15 protein-coding genes are annotated in these 15,590 nt (G+C 63.4%); 3 read left to right on the top strand and 12 right to left on the bottom strand.

Annotated features, from left to right (window positions below; all coding sequences use genetic code 11):
• The first annotated feature begins 103 nt into the window (after positions 1-103).
• The 3 genes from fliK (at position 104) to KHO27_RS14540 (ending at position 4,792) form a co-directional block, all read left to right on the top strand.
• Positions 104-1,672: a flagellar hook-length control protein FliK gene (gene fliK, locus KHO27_RS14530; RefSeq protein WP_214500406.1), complete on the top strand. Its 1,569-nt coding sequence runs from the start codon at positions 104-106 to the stop codon at positions 1,670-1,672.
• Positions 1,669-2,010: an EscU/YscU/HrcU family type III secretion system export apparatus switch protein gene (locus tag KHO27_RS14535; RefSeq protein ID WP_110704118.1), complete on the top strand. Its 342-nt coding sequence runs from the start codon at positions 1,669-1,671 to the stop codon at positions 2,008-2,010. The genes fliK and KHO27_RS14535 overlap by 4 nt, the downstream gene beginning before the upstream one ends.
• A gap of 70 nt (positions 2,011-2,080) precedes the next feature.
• Positions 2,081-4,792: a dermonecrotic toxin domain-containing protein gene (locus tag KHO27_RS14540; RefSeq protein WP_214500407.1), complete on the top strand. Its 2,712-nt coding sequence runs from the start codon at positions 2,081-2,083 to the stop codon at positions 4,790-4,792.
• A 131-nt stretch (positions 4,793-4,923) separates the two neighbouring features.
• Here the strand turns inward: KHO27_RS14540 and KHO27_RS14545 are convergent, their stop codons facing one another.
• The 12 genes from KHO27_RS14545 to fleN all read right to left on the bottom strand — a co-directional run bounded on the left by KHO27_RS14545 (position 4,924) and on the right by fleN (position 15,500).
• Positions 4,924-5,319, bottom strand: a complete 396-nt coding sequence (locus KHO27_RS14545) for a DUF2802 domain-containing protein (RefSeq protein ID WP_110704114.1) — start codon at positions 5,317-5,319, stop codon at positions 4,924-4,926.
• Between the two features lies 1 nt (position 5,320).
• Positions 5,321-5,800, bottom strand: coding sequence for a chemotaxis protein CheW (locus KHO27_RS14550; RefSeq protein ID WP_023630607.1), 480 nt, complete (start codon positions 5,798-5,800; stop codon positions 5,321-5,323).
• A 67-nt stretch (positions 5,801-5,867) separates the two neighbouring features.
• Complete coding sequence (locus KHO27_RS14555) at positions 5,868-6,788, bottom strand: CheW domain-containing protein (RefSeq protein WP_110704112.1); 921 nt, start codon at positions 6,786-6,788, stop codon at positions 5,868-5,870.
• Positions 6,788-7,576 (bottom strand): ParA family protein, encoded by a 789-nt coding sequence (locus KHO27_RS14560; RefSeq protein WP_046854695.1) that lies wholly within the window; start codon positions 7,574-7,576, stop codon positions 6,788-6,790. The genes KHO27_RS14555 and KHO27_RS14560 overlap by 1 nt, the downstream gene beginning before the upstream one ends.
• A gap of 78 nt (positions 7,577-7,654) precedes the next feature.
• Entirely contained in the window at positions 7,655-8,512 is an 858-nt protein-coding gene (gene motD, locus KHO27_RS14565; RefSeq protein WP_214500408.1) for a flagellar motor protein MotD, read from the bottom strand.
• A gap of 3 nt (positions 8,513-8,515) precedes the next feature.
• Entirely contained in the window at positions 8,516-9,256 is a 741-nt protein-coding gene (locus KHO27_RS14570; RefSeq protein WP_023631606.1) for a flagellar motor protein, read from the bottom strand.
• Complete coding sequence (locus KHO27_RS14575; protein ID WP_110704107.1) at positions 9,256-10,380, bottom strand: protein-glutamate methylesterase/protein-glutamine glutaminase; 1,125 nt, start codon at positions 10,378-10,380, stop codon at positions 9,256-9,258. The genes KHO27_RS14570 and KHO27_RS14575 overlap by 1 nt, the downstream gene beginning before the upstream one ends.
• 45 nt (positions 10,381-10,425) lie before the next feature.
• Complete coding sequence (locus KHO27_RS14580; protein ID WP_110704105.1) at positions 10,426-12,630, bottom strand: chemotaxis protein CheA; 2,205 nt, start codon at positions 12,628-12,630, stop codon at positions 10,426-10,428.
• Between the two features lie 12 nt (positions 12,631-12,642).
• Complete coding sequence (locus tag KHO27_RS14585) at positions 12,643-13,431, bottom strand: protein phosphatase CheZ (protein WP_046854691.1); 789 nt, start codon at positions 13,429-13,431, stop codon at positions 12,643-12,645.
• A 19-nt stretch (positions 13,432-13,450) separates the two neighbouring features.
• Positions 13,451-13,825, bottom strand: coding sequence for a chemotaxis response regulator CheY (locus KHO27_RS14590; RefSeq protein ID WP_023630863.1), 375 nt, complete (start codon positions 13,823-13,825; stop codon positions 13,451-13,453).
• 104 nt (positions 13,826-13,929) lie between these two features.
• Positions 13,930-14,670, bottom strand: coding sequence for an RNA polymerase sigma factor FliA (gene fliA / locus KHO27_RS14595; protein WP_038706555.1), 741 nt, complete (start codon positions 14,668-14,670; stop codon positions 13,930-13,932).
• Complete coding sequence (fleN, locus tag KHO27_RS14600; RefSeq protein ID WP_023630864.1) at positions 14,667-15,500, bottom strand: flagellar synthesis regulator FleN; 834 nt, start codon at positions 15,498-15,500, stop codon at positions 14,667-14,669. Before fleN ends, fliA begins: the two co-directional genes overlap by 4 nt.
• Positions 15,501-15,590: the final 90 nt, after the last annotated feature.

The following is a 15,590-nucleotide window of genomic DNA, read 5'->3' on the forward strand; positions in this document are numbered from 1 at the left end:
TCGCTCCAACCCTTGCCGTTATACTGGCAATGGCGAGCGAGCGGCATTATTGCACGCGCCACCGCGCTGCCAAGAGGGCTGGTTCGACAGGTTGTATACAATCATGACTGAAATCAATAGTCTCAGCACACAAAGCGCGGTAAGCGCCCAAGCGACCCGGGCCGCGATGACCGGCGAACTGCTGCGCCTGCTGCAGGCCCAGCCTGGTCTGCTGCCGCCTGGAGAAACCGCCGAAGCCGAGGTCGTCACCCTGCGCCAGATCGGCCAGGAATTCCAGATGCTGCTGCGGCTCACCCAGGCCAATGGCAACCAGATCCAGGTACTGACCACCGCCAGCCAGCCGATGCCTCCCGGCAGCCTGATCACCGTCAGCCAGACCGAAAGCAGCCGCCTGGCGGTGATGGTGCAGCAGGCCAGTGCCGGCAACATCGCCACCCTGACTCAACTGGATACCCGGCAGCTCCCGGTCGGCACCTTGCTGCAGGCCAAGGTGCTGACCAGCCAGGCACTGCCGCAAAATCCCGGCTCAGCCGTTACCTTCCGCTCGCTGGTGAGCCTGCTCACCAGCAGCCAGGCCGGTGCCACGCTGGCCATCGACAGCCCGCGCAGGCTTCCCGTGGGCAGCCTGCTCAGCGCGCTGGTGCAGGGCGAACAAAAACTGCGCTTCGTGCCCCTGAGCGGCCGCCAGGACCAATTGGCCGTTACCCAGCACCTGTCGACCCAGCAAAGCCTCCAGGCCTCATTGCCAGGTGTGCTCAACAGCCTCCAGCAGATCGCCAGCAGCCCCGACATGGCCCCCGAACTGCGCGCCAGTGCCGAGCGCCTGCTCGCCAGCCTGCCCGAAGCGCGGCAACTTGGCGATGCGAAGAGCCTGGCCCAGGCACTGAACAACAGCGGCACGTTCTTCGAATCCAAGCTACTGGGCGGGCTGGCCAGCGGGATCGCGCCCGACCTCAAGGCACAACTGGTCAAGCTGGTGGCCCAGGCGCTGCCCAGCGTGCCCGGCCATCCACCGATGGCCACCGCGCTGGCCACCGGTACCCTCGCCCAGGCCCTGCCTGGCCTGGCGCGCAGCGCCCTGGGCATGCTCGTCCAAATCAGCCCACGACCGCTGCCGAGCGCTTTTCCCCTGCCCTCGCGGCTGCTGCAGAAGCTGGAGAGTGAAGGCGACCTGCAGCAACTGCTGCGCCTGGCCGCCGCGGCGATCTCCCGGCTGCAGAGCCATTCGCTGTCCAGCCTGCAGCAGAGCGGCACGCTCGACAATGGCAACCAGCAAACCACCTGGCAGACCGAGATCCCGGTTCGCCATGGCCAGGAGTTCATTCCCCTGCAAGTGAAGCTGCAACGCGAAGAAACCCCGGAACAACAGGCCGACCGTGAACGCGAACAGGATGATCCAATGAAAGCTTTATGGCGCATTGAGCTGGCTTTCGACCTGTCGCCGCTCGGCCCGCTGCAGGTCCAGGCGCAACTGGCCCAGGGTCGGCTTTCCGGCCAGCTGTGGGCACAGCAGGAACAAACCGCGCGCCTGATCGACAGCCAGTTGGGCGCCTTGCGCGAACGCCTGGTGGCCCGCGGCCTGGACGTCGGCGACCTGGAATGCCACCCCGGCACTCCTCCTCAAGGCCCGCGTACGCGCCTGGAACAACGCTGGGTGGACGAGAACGCATGAGCAGCAAGCAACCGCGCCAGGCCATTGCCCTGAGCTACGATGGCCAGCAGGCTCCAACCCTGAGCGCAAAGGGTGACGACGAACTGGCCGAAGCCATCCTCGCCCTGGCCCGCGAGCACGAAGTACCGATCTACGAGAACGCCGAGCTGGTGCGCCTGCTGGCGCGCCTGGAATTGGGCGAACAGATACCGGAGGCGCTGTACCTGACCATCGCCGAAATCATCGCCTTTGCCTGGCAGCTACGTGGCAAGGTACCGGCGGGGTTCAGCGATGAGCCCAGCGCACCACGGGACGTGACACCGGTAGCCGCGCTATTGCCACCGGGCGGCAACGGGTAATTAGCTACCGCCCCCAGCCTGCAAAAGCCATTCAGCCTTGCCATTCCCACAAATGAGCAAGGTGAGCAACATGTCTACAAGCCGCATCAACGCCGCCGGCGTTCAGTACGTCGTCGACCACCTGAACCACGTACCGCGCCCGGATCTCGAAGCCAGCCGGGCAATCCAGCAATGGCTGGCACAACAGGGCCATGACCTGGCCGCTGAGCAGATCGACGTCGTCACCCTGCACTACCGCCCCGATGGACCGGATCGCTATCTCGCCGCAGTTACCAAGCGCATGAGTTTGCCCCAGGCGGTACTGAGCAACTGGCAAGGTGAAGCCAACAACAACCTGTTCGGCAGCCTGTTTCGCAACCCCTGGGCCGGCACCCTGCCTGATCGTCCGCTACGCCTGGTGGAAACACTGCCAGCCCCCGGCCTCAATCACAACGGTGCCGCCTTCGAGGTGTTCAACGGTTTGTTCCGCCGTACCACGCCACAACGCTATGACACCTCGACTCACCTGCCGATAGCCGCAGAAGCCTTCCAGCGGTTCATAGAAGACCTGGACTTCCATACGCCCTTCAAGGCCCAGTTGGACCGCTACTGGAACGAACATCTGCAAGACCACAGACTTGCTTGCAAGCTCAATTTCATAGCAGCCTGCAATAAGCAGGTTGGCGAAGGTAGCCTCAGCGAGCCGGCCAGGAAGCTCATCTGGCAAGCCGCCGGGTTGATGCCCTGCGGCACGCAGCTGCACAGGAGTACGCTGAACATCTACGGCTACGCTGCTACCGACCTGTTGTATCTGAACGACCCTGCCAGCGACCTGACCGTACTCTACATGCCCGGTAACAGCTCGCCATTGCTGGAGTTCAACAGCAAGGCGCTTATGAAAGACTGGATCGGCCAGCAGTGCAAGGACCCGGCAAAGCGGCAAGCCTTGAAACAGTACTTCCGCCTGGCCGACTGCCCGCAAGGCCTTGACTTCAGCGGCCTGCAAACGGCCCTAGACGGCCTGGCCGACTACCCGGCCCGCCACTCGCTGCCCCCTGAACACGGCTATTTCAACGATGACGGTACCTGGCCGCCACGCACCTACGTCAACTATCGGCCCGGCAAATACAACCCCAGGCTTGAAGGCGATCTTTTCCTCGCATTGGCCGAGCGCCAGCGCCAACGCAGTTATGACGATGCCGACTTTCTCATCACCCGCGACAGCCAGGTCAGCAAAGCCCGCTGGATCGGCTATCTGACCGCCACACTCAACCTGCTGGCACCGTTTTGTCTCGTGGTGCCGGGCCTTGCTCCCCTGCTGGCCCTGGGCGGTGTCGTACAGTTGAGCCTGGGGCTCGACCAGGCGATCAACGGTCGGACACTGCAAGAGAAGGAAGATGGTCTCGGGAACATCACCTGGGGCCTGTTCAATGCCGTGCCATTGGCAATCGTTGGCGCCCGAGGAGCCAAGGCGCTGTTCGAGTTCAAAAGTGAGGGTTTCGTCTCGCCAACGCGGCTGAACGAGCAGATCGGCTACCCATTGAGCCCGAGTACCCCACCCCGCTTTCCGGAACCTGAAGGTGCGCGCTATTTCCACACACCCGAGTCGATCTCCCCCCTACCGGATGGCGACCAGGCCATCGCCGACTCCGTTGTTCGAGTGCCGCTCTACAACGGCGATCCCGACCATCTCGGGGTGAGCATCGCAGGCTACAACTATCATGTCGTTTATGACGTGGAGCGCGATGTGTTTATTCGTGAGGAGGACCTCAACGAGATAGATCCAGTCGGTTACATAGCCCAGGCCGGAAGAAAGGACCTGGTGCCGGCGCCCACCACCCGCCTAGTCACCAACGCCATGCGCACCCGAAGCCTGCGTGCGCTAGGGGTCGATCTTCCATTGCCGGTGGAAGTGCCCACGCCAGCCGCTGACAGCTACCCCATCCCCAAGACGGTCAATTGCCTCTGGGTAGGCGACAAGGTGATCAACCCTGAACTGCTCACCAACCTGGGCAAGAATGCCGCACGGCTCAAGGACAGTGACTATTCTCTGCGCCTGTTCCTTTCGCATGCCAACCCCGACGTCTATGCCGAAAACCAGTGGCTGCTCGCTGCGCAAGCACCAGGGCTGCAGGTTCTGCCGCTGGAAGAGCAAGCCTTCTTCAGAGTATTTCGCCAGAGCAAGTACTTCGCCCAATATGATGCAGCGCTGGATGGCAATGGCGGTACCGCCACCAACTACGCCTCGGCATCCGACGTGTTGCGCTACCCTATGTTGCATCACGAGGGGGGCTTGTACATGGATGTGGACGACACCCTGCTGGCCCAGGGGGAAAACGAAACCATCGACCATGTTGAGCTGTGCACGCCCCCCAATAGCCTGCTGCTCGCGCCCCCCATGTCCAACGAGAAGATGGGGATGAACTGCCTGTACAACACCAGCCTGATCGGCAGCCATCCCGGCAACCCCACCCTGGAGGCTATTTCTGAAGAAATGCATGCTCGCTTCCAGACAAACCCGGACTTCTACGACAGCAAGCCCAGCCTGGCCGAGGATCCAGCCAACTTCTACCGCTATGCCAACCGCCTCAGCCAAATGACCGGCCCGGCCTTGCTAAGCGATGTGGTCGACCGCCACCTGCCGGCGCTGCGCACCTTGCGCCAGATCGTAAATCTGTACGCCATGCCACGGATCAACGCCTACCAGTTCATCGACATGCAGCGTGGCAAGGACGCCGTGCACACGCTGCTGCCGCTGAACCGCTTCGCCAAGGTCGGTGGTAATCATTCATGGAGCAAATAACCAGTAGCAAAGTGCAGGAAAGTACCTCGCAAGGTCGCTGAGTGGTCTTTTACCGCGAACGGGAGATCGCCAATCATCGTGATTGGGACAAAACCCATGAAAAAACAAGGCGACTTGCGTCGCCCTGTTCATCACTCGCCGCGGTGCAGCTTGCTCATCAACTGCGCCTCGGCCTGGGTCAACCCGCAGGTCTGGGTCAGTTCCTCGACGCTGGCGCCCATCCCCACCAGCTTGGCGGCCTGGGCGAAGGTGACGCTGTGGGGGTCGCGCTGCTCGAGTTGCTGCAGCTTCTCGGGCAGCGGCGCCACCACCGCGCGCAATTCATGGATCGCTTCGCCCATGCGCACGGTGCCGTTCTGGTAGTCGTCCAGGCGTTTGGCGAGGTCCTTGATGCGCTGGTCACGCAGCGCATCGCCCTGGGCCTGCTGGGCGGCCAGCTCGCGCTGGCGCTTGCTGTAGTTGAGGAAGAACCACAGGCTCAGCGCCCACAGCAGCGCCAGGAAGATGACAGCAACCTCGAAGATCAACTCAGATGTTCTCCAGCTCGGACCACTCTTCCTCGGTCATCATCTTGTCCAGCTCGACCAGGATCAGCAGCTCGCCGTTCTTGTTGCACACGCCCTGGATGAACTTGGCCGACTCTTCGTTGCCGACGTTCGGCGCGGTCTCGATCTCCGACTGGCGCAGGTACACCACTTCAGCGACGCTGTCGACGAGGATGCCGACCACCTGCTTGTCCGCCTCGATGATGACGATACGGGTGTTGTCGGTGACTTCGCTCGACATCAGGCCGAAGCGCTGGCGGGTGTCGATCACCGTCACCACGTTGCCGCGCAGGTTGATGATGCCCAGCACATAGCTGGGGGCGCCCGGTACCGGGGCGATCTCGGTGTAGCGCAGTACTTCCTGCACCTGCATGACATTGATGCCGTAGGACTCGTTGTCCAGACGGAAGGTTACCCACTGCAGGATCGGATCTTCGGAACCTTGTGCAGACGACTTTTTCATTCCCCTAGCCCTCAAAATCCGCCATTGGCGGTGTGCTCTGTATTGCCGCGGCAGTAGCGGCGTTGATTCAGTTGTGTTTGGTGTTCATCTGCTTGACCGCGCCACTGGCAATCAGCTCGGCCAGTTCGGCGACGTCGAGCAGCGCGCACATGTGTTCGATCACCGTGCCGGCCAGCCACGGGCGCTGGCCACGCTGGCTGCGCCATTTGATCTCGTTCGGGTCCAGACGCAGCGAGCGGCTGACCTGGTGCACGGCCAGCCCCCATTCGTAGCCCTGGACCGAAATGACGTATTGCAGGCCCTGGCGGAAATCGTCCCGGTAGCGGTCAGGCATGACCCAGCGGGCAGTATCCAGCACCTTGAGGTTGCCCGCCTGGCAGGTGAGGATGCCAAGGAACCAGTCCGGCTGGCCGAACAGCGGCGTCAGCTCCTGGCCGGCCAGGGTATAGATCGAGCCCAGGCACACCAGCGGTACCGCCAGGGTCAGCCCGGCGACATCGAACAGCAGGCATTCGAATGGCTCGGCGGCCCATTCAGGACGCCCGTCGACCGTCGCCGGAGGTGTTGGCGCGGCAGGTGCCGCCGGCACGTGCAGCTCCACCAGTGGCGTCGCCGGCTCGATGGCCGGGGGCTCGGTCAACAGCGGAATGCTGGCCTCAGCCACCACCTCGCGCTCGACCACCGCCACCACCGGCTCCATGACAGGCGTGGCGGGCGGCAGCACGGTTGGCAGGACCTTGGCCTGCGGTTCGGCGAAAGGCCGGGACGCAGGCGCGGCTGGCATGACCTGGCGCTGAGCATCGCGGGCCTGCTCCTCGCGGACCGCCGCCTCGAACTCATCGCCGGGAGCCTGCTCCACGGGCTGCGCGACGGGCAGATCCCGCTCGGGCGGCAACTCGAACGGCTCGGTGGCTTCCTGCAGCAAACCATCAAGGTAGGACTGCAAGGCCATCTGCGGTTTGCTGGTGATGTGAGGTGCCTGGTTCATCAGGCCACCTGCAGCGCGGAGCGATAGGTAAGCAGATGCTTGAGCAGCGCCCGGTAGGCCACCACGCCTCGGCTCTTGCCATCGAACTGCGAGGGCGTGACACCGTTGCGGCTGGCATCGCGCAGGCGCGTATCCACCGGGATGTAGCCCTGCCAGACTTGATCGCCATAGGTGTCGCGCAACACTTTCAAGGTACCCAGCGAAGCTTGGGTGCGGCGGTCGAACAGGGTCGGCACGATCTGGTACGGCAACGCCTGCTTGCGCGAACGGTTGATCATGCCCAGCGTGCCGACCATGCGCTCCAGGCCCTTGACCGCGAGAAACTCGGTCTGCACCGGGATCACCAACTGCTGGCTGGCGGCCAGGGCGTTGACCATCAGCACGCCCAGCAAGGGGGGGCTGTCGATCAGGGCGAAGTCGAAATCCTGCCACAGCTGCGCCAGACTCTTGGCGATCACCAGGCCCAGGCCACTCTGGCCCGGCGACTGACGCTCGAGCACCGCCAACGCGGTGCTCGACGGTAGCAGCGAGATACGCTCGTCACTGGTGGGTAGCAGCAACTGGCCCGGCAGCCCCTCAGGCACCGTGCCCTTGTGCAGGAACAGGTCGTAGCAGCTGTGCTCCAGCGCATCGGGGTTGTGCCCGAAATAGCTGGTCATCGAGCCGTGCGGGTCGAGGTCGACCACGACCACGCGCTTGCCCGCCTCGGCCAGCAGGCCGGCCAGGGCGATGGTGGTGGTGGTCTTGCCGACGCCACCTTTTTGATTGGCTACTGCCCAGACTCTCATCGTGCGTTGCTTCCTCCCGGTATGGCCGCCTGCCCTGCCGGGAACGGTATGAAGTTCAGTGACGGGGATTTGACGAAATCAGCCCCCGGTCCTCGGTGCTGGCGAGGCTGGTGCACTTTGTGTGCCAGCCCGGCGCATCGCCGCATCCGGGGTGGCGTTGGCGCTGCCGCTGCCGGTCAGGCTGCGACGCACCTCCAGGTTGCGCGAGATCACCAGTACCACGCGACGGTTGCGCGCACGGCCGTCGGCAGTGTCGTTGCTGGCCACCGGCTGGTACTCGCCGTACCCCACCGAGGCCATGCGCGCAGGGCTGACCCCTTCCATGGCCAGCAAGCGAACGATGCTCGCCGCCCGCGCCGACGACAACTCCCAGTTGGTCGGGTACTGGGCAGTACGGATCGGCAGGTTGTCGGTGAAACCCTCGACGTGCACCGGGTTGGCGAACGGCCTGAGGATCTTCGCCACCTTCTCGATGATTTCGAAGGCGACATCACTGGGCATGGCATCGGCGCTGGCGAACAACAGCGAGGAGTTGAGCTCGATCTCCACCCACAGTTCATTACCGCGAACGGTCATCTGGTTGGACTTGATCAGGTCGCCGAAGGCGTCACGCACATCGTCGGTGATGGTCTTGAGCGGGTCGACGCTGGTCTGCGCCAGGCCCGCGTCGGTTTGCTCGCTGTCCTTGATCAAAGGCTCGGCCGGCTTGACGCTCAGCGGGCGCTCATCGCCGATGGGGATCGGTTTCATGCTGCGCTCGGGGTCGTTGAACACCCCGATCAGCGCCTGGGAGATCTGCTTGTACTTGCCCTCGTTGATCGACGAAATCGAGTACATGACCACGAAGAAGGCGAACAACAGGGTAATGAAGTCGGCATACGAGACCAGCCAACGCTCGTGATTCTCATGCTCTTCGATCTTGCGACGACGGGCCATGGCTTACTCCATGAAGCCTTGCAGCTTCAGCTCGATCGAGCGTGGGTTCTCGCCTTCGGCGATCGACAGCAGGCCTTCGAGCAGCATCTCGCGGTAACGCGACTGGCGCAGGGTGATGGCCTTGAGCTTGTTGGCGACCGGCAACAGGATCAGGTTGGCACTGGCCACGCCATAAATGGTGGCGACAAAGGCCACGGCGATACCGTTGCCCAGCTGCGACGGATCGGCGAGGTTGCCCATCACATGAATCAGGCCCATTACCGCGCCGATGATACCGATGGTCGGTGCGTAGCCGCCCATGCTCTCGAACACCTTGGCGGCCTGGATGTCACGGGACTCCTGGGTCAAAAAGTCGACTTCGAGAATGCTGCGGATGGCTTCCGGCTCGGCGCCGTCGACCAGCAACTGCAAGCCTTTGCGCGCGTAGGGATCGGGCTCGGCGTCGGCCACGCCCTCCAGGCCCAGCAAGCCCTCCTTGCGCGCCGTCAGGCTCCAGTTCACCACCCGGTCGATGCCTCCAGCCAAGTCGACCCGTGGCGGGAAGAAGATCCAGCGAATGATCTGCAGGGCACGCTTGAACGACGACAGCGGCGACTGCAGCAATGCCGCCGCCAGGGTACCGCCCAGCACGATCAGCGCCGCCGGGCCGTTGATCAGCGCACCGACGTGGCCACCCTCCATGAAGTTGCCGCCGACGATGGCGACAAAGGCGAGGATCAGGCCGATCAGGCTCAACACATCCATCAGACGCACGCCTCGACCAGGTGCTTGCCAATCTCGTCCAGGCTGTAGACGGCGTCGGCGAGGTTGGCCTTGACGATGGCCATGGGCATGCCATAGATCACGCAGCTGGCTTCATCCTGCGCCCACACGGTGCTGCCACCCTGCTTGAGCAGGCGTGCGCCTTCGCGGCCATCGGCGCCCATGCCGGTGAGGACCACCGAGAGCACCTTGTCGCCGTAGGACTTGGCGGCGGAGCCGAAGGTGATATCCACGCAGGGCTTGTAGTTCAGGCGTTCGTCGCCCGGCAGGATCTTCACCGTGCCACGGCCGTCGACCATCATCTGCTTGCCACCCGGGGCCAACAGGGCCAGGCCCGGGCGCAGCACGTCGCCGTCCTCGGCCTCCTTGACGCTGATCTTGCACAGTTTGTCCAGGCGCTCGGCGAAGGCCTTGGTGAAGGCAGCCGGCATGTGCTGGATCAGCACGATCGGCGCTGGGAAACCGGCGGGCAGCTGGGTCAGCACCCGCTGCAGCGCCACCGGGCCGCCCGTGGAGGTGCCGATGGCGACCAGTTTGTACGGCTTGCGCTTGGGTGCCGGCGAATGCGTGGCAGCCGGTGCCGCGGCGCGGGCCGGGGCGGCAGTGCGCGCAGGCGCGGTACCGGCGAAGCTGCTGGCTGGGGCATGGCTGCTGGCCGGTGCCGGCACTGCGGCCGGTGCCGGGCTGGAATAGGCACTGAAACGGCGGTTGCTGCGCGAGATGGTGTGGACCTTCTCGCAGAGCATCTGCTTGACCTTCTCCGGGTTACGCGAGATGTCTTCGAAATTCTTCGGCAGGTAGTCGACCGCACCGGCATCCAGGGCGTCGAGGGTGACGCGGGCGCCTTCGTGGGTCAGCGAGGAGAACATCAATACCGGCGTCGGGCAGCGCTGCATGATGTGACGCACTGCGGTGATGCCGTCCATCATGGGCATTTCATAGTCCATGGTGATGACATCGGGCTTGAGCGCCAGCGCCTGGTCGATCGCTTCCTTGCCGTTGGTCGCGGTACCCACGACCTGGATCGTCGGGTCGGACGCGAGAATTTCCGAGACACGGCGGCGGAAGAAACCGGAATCATCCACCACCAGGACCTTGACTGCCATAAACACTCCGTTAGGCGGCGCACCCGCCTGGGCGCGCCACCGAAATCAAATACGCCGGGCGGCGTAACGCTTGAGCATGCTCGGGACGTCGAGGATCAGCGCGATACGGCCGTCACCGGTGATGGTCGCGCCGGACATGCCCGGGGTTCCCTGCAGCATCTTGCCCAGCGGCTTGATCACCACCTCTTCCTGGCCGACCAACTGGTCGACCACGAAACCGATGCGCTGGGTGCCGACCGAGAGGATCACCACGTGACCTTCGTGCTGCTCCTCGTGCTCGTGGTCCTGGACCAGCCAGCGCTTGAGGTAGAACAGCGGCAGCGCCTTGTCGCGCACGATCACCACTTCCTGGCCATCGACCACGTTGGTGCGCGACAGGTCGAGGTGGAAGATCTCGTTGACGTTGACCAGCGGGAAGGCGAACGCCTGGTTGGCCAGCATCACCATCAGCGTCGGCATGATCGCCAGGGTCAGCGGCACCTTGATGACGATCTTCGAACCCTGGCCCTTGGCCGAGAAGATGTTGATCGAGCCGTTGAGCTGGGAAATCTTGGTCTTCACCACGTCCATGCCGACACCGCGGCCGGACACGTCGGAGATCTCGGTCTTGGTCGAGAAACCCGGGGCGAAGATCAGGTTGTAGCAGTCCGACTCGCTCAGGCGGTCGGCCGCGTCCTTGTCCATCAGGCCCTTTTCCACGGCCTTGGCGCGAAGGATGCTCGGGTCCATGCCCTTACCGTCGTCGGAAATCGACAGCAGGATGTGATCACCTTCCTGCTCGGCGGACAGTACCACCCGGCCCATGCGCGACTTGCCGGAGGCCTCGCGCTCGTCGGGCATCTCGACGCCATGGTCGACGGCGTTGCGCACCAAGTGCACCAACGGGTCGGCCAAAGCCTCGACAAGGTTCTTGTCCAGGTCGGTTTCTTCGCCGACCAGCTCCAGGTTGATCTCTTTCTTGAGCTGGCGGGCCAGGTCGCGAACCAGGCGCGGGAAACGCCCGAAGACCTTCTTGATCGGCTGCATGCGCGTCTTCATGACTGCGGTCTGCAGGTCGGCGGTGACCACATCGAGGTTGGACACGGCCTTGGACATGGCCTCGTCGCCGCTGTTGAGCCCCAGGCGCACCAGGCGATTACGCACCAGCACCAGCTCGCCGACCATGTTCATGATCTCGTCCAGGCGCGCGGTGTCGACCCGTACGGTGGTCTCCGCCTCGCTGGCGCCATGCTTGTCGGCGGCAGGCGCTGGCGCGCGGGCCGGAGCGGCAGGCTTGGCAGCGGCTGGCGCGGGAGCAGGCGCAGGCTTGGCAACCGGCTTGGCTTCGGCCTTGGCTGCGACAGGCGCGGCGACGGCGGCAGGCGCCTCGGCAACAACCGCCTCGCCAGAGAACTTGCCCTTGCCGTGCAACTGGTCGAGCAGCGCCTCGAATTCGTGTTCGGTGATGCTCTCGTCAGTCGCCGCTGGTGCCGCACTGGCTACAGGCGCAGCAACGCCAGGCAATGCGTCGACGGCGAAGGTGCCCTTGCCGTGCAACTGATCGAGCAGCGACTCGAACTCGTCGTCGGTGATCTCATCACTGGCAGGGGCAACGGCCGCTGGCTCACTGGCAGCGGTATCGGGTGAAAACTGGCCTTTGCCGTGCAGCTGGTCGAGCAACGACTCGAATTCGGCGTCGGTAATCTCGTCACCACCCGCGCTGACCTGTTCACCCTGCAGTTGCTCGTGAACCTCGGCTTCGGCCTTGACTGCATCGAGCGAGTCGAGCAGTTGCTCGAACTCGGTGTCGGTGATGTCGGGCTCGGCAGCCGGCGCTTCGGCGACAACGGCCACCTCGACCGGAGCCGGCTCTTCGGCGCCAGCGGGCTCGGCCAGGCGCGACAGCGCCGCCAGCAGCTCGCGGGTGGCCGGCGTGACGTCGGTGCGCTCACGTACCTGGCCGAACATGCTGTTGACCGTGTCGAGTGCTTCGAGCACCACGTCCATCAGCTCCGCGTCGACCCGGCGCTCACCTTTGCGCAGGATGTCGAACACGTTCTCGGCAATGTGGCAGCACTCCACCAACTCATTGAGCTGAAGGAAGCCGGCGCCCCCTTTTACAGTGTGGAAACCGCGGAAAATCGCGTTGAGCAGGTCCGCATCATCGGGCCGGCTTTCCAGCTCGACCAATTGCTCGGACAGTTGCTCGAGGATTTCGCCGGCTTCTACCAGGAAATCCTGAAGGATTTCTTCATCGGCGCCGAAGCTCATTAAACGTGCTCCTTAAAAACCCAGGCTGGACAACAGATCGTCGACATCGTCCTGGCTGGACACGACGTCTTCACGCTTATCGGCATGAATCTGCGGACCTTCACCCCGAGTCGGATGTTTTTCTTGATCTTTTTCAGCACGCAGCTGCTGGTGGTCATGTTCGATACCGGCAAAGCGGTCGACCTGGCTTGCCATCAGCACGAGCTTGAGCAGATTGCTTTCGACTTCGGTGACCAGCGTGGTCACCCGTTTGATCACCTGGCCGGTGAGATCCTGATAATCCTGGGCCAGGACGATATCGTTGATATGGCCCGCGACCTTCTGATTACCTTCGGCGCTGTGCGTCAGGAAACTATCCACACGCTTGACCAGCTCACGGAATTCCGGCGCCGCCACCTCGCGGCGCATGAAGCGCTGCCAGTCGGCGGACAGACTCTGGGCCTCGGTGGCGAGGTCATTGAGCACCGGGGTGCACGCCTCCGCCAGGTCCATGGTGCGGTTGGCCGCACCTTCGGTGAGGCGGACCACGTAGGAGAGGCGCTCGGCGGCATCGGTAATCTGCGACACTTCCTCGGCCTGCGGCATGGCCGGGTCGATCTGGAAGTTGACGATTGCACTGTGCAGTTCGCGGGTGAGCTTGCCGACTTCCTGGTACAGCCCGCGGTCGCGGGTCTGGTTCAGTTGGTGGATCAGCTGCACCGCCTCACCGAACCGGCCGCGCTCGAGGCTCTCGACCAGCTCCTGGGCATGCTTCTTCAGGGTTGATTCGAACTCACCCAAAGAGTTGTTGGTTGACTCCATTGCGCCCCCCAGACGTGACTCAGCCGTTGACGCGTTCGAAGATCTTTTCGATCTTTTCTTTCAGCGCCAGGGCAGTGAAAGGCTTGACCACATAGCCGTTCACGCCGGCCTGGGCAGCTTCGATGATCTGCTCGCGCTTGGCTTCCGCAGTGACCATCAACACTGGCAGGTGCTTGAGGCGCTCGTCGGCGCGAACGGCGCGCAACAGATCGATACCGGTCATGCCCGGCATGTTCCAGTCGGTCACCAGAAAGTCAAAATGCTCGCTGGTGAGCATCGGCAGTGCCGTGTTGCCGTCATCAGCTTCCTTGACGTTGGTGAAGCCCAGGTCACGCAACAGGTTCTTGATGATCCGCCGCATCGTCGAAAAGTCGTCAACGATGAGGATTTTCATGTCTTTGTTCAATTAGACCTCCAAGCAGTCTTTAACGCGCTCGGCGCCGAGCGCGCGCTCAATCAATTCGGCACTACAAAAAAACGACTGCACTGAACCCGGGTTCAACGTGCCCGCCACTCCCCAAGGCGGCTGCGCAAACGCGCGGCGCACTGGCTGTGCAACTGGCTGACACGCGATTCGCTGACCCCCAGCACCTCACCGATTTCCTTGAGGTTCAGCTCTTCGTCGTAGTACAGCGCCAGGACCAGGCGTTCGCGCTCCGGCAGGTTGGCGATCGCATCGGCCAGCGCAGCCTGGAAGCGCTCGTCTTCCAGATCACGCGCCGGCTCCAGCTGGCCGCTGGCTCCGTCCTCGTGCAGCCCTTCATGTTCGCCGTCCTGCAGCAGGTCGTCGAAACTGAACAGGCGGCTGCCCAAGGTGTCATTCAAAATCCCGTAGTAATCATCGAGACTCAATTGGAGTTCGGCAGCAACCTCGTGATCTTTAGCGTCGCGGCCAGTCTTTGCTTCGACACAGCGGATCGCGTCACTGACCATGCGCGTATTGCGGTGTACCGAACGTGGCGCCCAATCGCCCTTGCGCACCTCGTCGAGCATGGCACCGCGAATACGGATACCGGCGTAGGTTTCGAAACTGGCACCCTTGCTGGCATCGTATTTGTTGGCCACTTCCAGCAAGCCGATCATCCCGGCCTGGATCAGATCCTCGACCTGGACGTTGGCTGGCAGGCGCGCCAGCAGGTGGTAGGCGATACGCTTGACCAACGGCGCATAGCGTTCGATCAGCTCGTACTGCGCATCCTTGGCGGCCTTGCTGTACATCTTGAAACCGCTCGCGTTCATAGCACCGGCCCTGCACTGGTGGGCTGCACCAGGCGCTCGACAAAGAATTCCAGGTGCCCGCGCGGGTTGGCAGGCAGCGGCCAGCTGTCGACCTTCTGCGCGATGGCCTTGAACGCCAGCGCACACTTGGACCGAGGGAAGGCCTCATAGACAGCCCGCTGCTTCTGCACGGCCTTGCGCACGCATTCGTCGTAAGGCACGGCACCGACGTATTGTAGGGCGACGTCGAGGAAGCGGTCCGTGACCTTGGTCAACTTGGCGAAAAGGTTGCGGCCTTCCTGCGGGCTCTGGGCCATGTTGGCCAGCACACGGAACCGATTCATCCCGTAATCGCGGTTGAGCAGCTTGATCAGCGCGTAGGCGTCGGTGATCGAGGTCGGCTCGTCGCACACCACCAGCAACACTTCCTGGGCGGCACGGACGAAGCTGACCACCGAGTCACCGATACCCGCAGCCGTGTCGATCACCAGCACATCAAGGTTGTCGCCGATGTCGCTGAAGGCCTGGATCAGGCCGGCGTGTTGCGCGGGCGCCAGGTGCACCATGCTCTGCGTGCCGGAGGCCGCCGGGACGATGCGCACACCGCCCGGGCCTTGCAACAGCACATCCCGCAGCTCGCAACGGCCTTCGATCACGTCGGCGAGGGTGCGCTTGGGCGTGAGCCCCAGCAGAACGTCGACATTGGCCAGGCCCAGGTCGGCGTCCAGCAACATCACCCGGCGGCCGAGCTCGGCCAGCGCCAGGGACAGGTTCACTGAAACGTTAGTCTTGCCGACGCCACCTTTGCCACCGGTCACGGCGATCACCTGTACGGGATGCATGCTACCCATGTCTGTTCTTTACCTTGTCTCGCTTGGACCCAGGCCACATGAGGGGCTGAACATTCAAGGCCACGGTCCGGCCGGGCAACCCCATGATGT

Origin of the sequence: Pseudomonas sp. RC3H12, from assembly GCF_018596375.1 — a bacterium.
Classification (GTDB): Bacteria; Pseudomonadota; Gammaproteobacteria; order Pseudomonadales; family Pseudomonadaceae; genus Aquipseudomonas.

Bases quoted from the DNA above. Each gene is read 5' to 3' on its own strand.
- fliA (WP_038706555.1), bottom strand. From the start codon at position 14,670: ATGAACGCGAGCGGTTTCAAGATGTACAGCAAGGCCGCCAAGGATGCG.
- KHO27_RS14585 (WP_046854691.1), bottom strand. From the start codon at position 13,431: ATGGAGTCAACCAACAACTCTTTGGGTGAGTTCGAATCAACCCTGAAG.
- fliK (WP_214500406.1), top strand. From the start codon at position 104: ATGACTGAAATCAATAGTCTCAGCACACAAAGCGCGGTAAGCGCCCAA.
- KHO27_RS14555 (WP_110704112.1), bottom strand. From the start codon at position 6,788: ATGAACCAGGCACCTCACATCACCAGCAAACCGCAGATGGCCTTGCAG.
- KHO27_RS14540 (WP_214500407.1), top strand. From the start codon at position 2,081: ATGTCTACAAGCCGCATCAACGCCGCCGGCGTTCAGTACGTCGTCGAC.
- KHO27_RS14560 (WP_046854695.1), bottom strand. From the start codon at position 7,576: ATGAGAGTCTGGGCAGTAGCCAATCAAAAAGGTGGCGTCGGCAAGACC.
- motD (WP_214500408.1), bottom strand. From the start codon at position 8,512: ATGGCCCGTCGTCGCAAGATCGAAGAGCATGAGAATCACGAGCGTTGG.
- KHO27_RS14575 (WP_110704107.1), bottom strand. From the start codon at position 10,380: ATGGCAGTCAAGGTCCTGGTGGTGGATGATTCCGGTTTCTTCCGCCGC.
- KHO27_RS14570 (WP_023631606.1), bottom strand. From the start codon at position 9,256: ATGGATGTGTTGAGCCTGATCGGCCTGATCCTCGCCTTTGTCGCCATC.
- KHO27_RS14590 (WP_023630863.1), bottom strand. From the start codon at position 13,825: ATGAAAATCCTCATCGTTGACGACTTTTCGACGATGCGGCGGATCATC.
- KHO27_RS14580 (WP_110704105.1), bottom strand. From the start codon at position 12,630: ATGAGCTTCGGCGCCGATGAAGAAATCCTTCAGGATTTCCTGGTAGAA.
- KHO27_RS14535 (WP_110704118.1), top strand. From the start codon at position 1,669: ATGAGCAGCAAGCAACCGCGCCAGGCCATTGCCCTGAGCTACGATGGC.
- fleN (WP_023630864.1), bottom strand. From the start codon at position 15,500: ATGGGTAGCATGCATCCCGTACAGGTGATCGCCGTGACCGGTGGCAAA.
- KHO27_RS14550 (WP_023630607.1), bottom strand. From the start codon at position 5,800: ATGAAAAAGTCGTCTGCACAAGGTTCCGAAGATCCGATCCTGCAGTGG.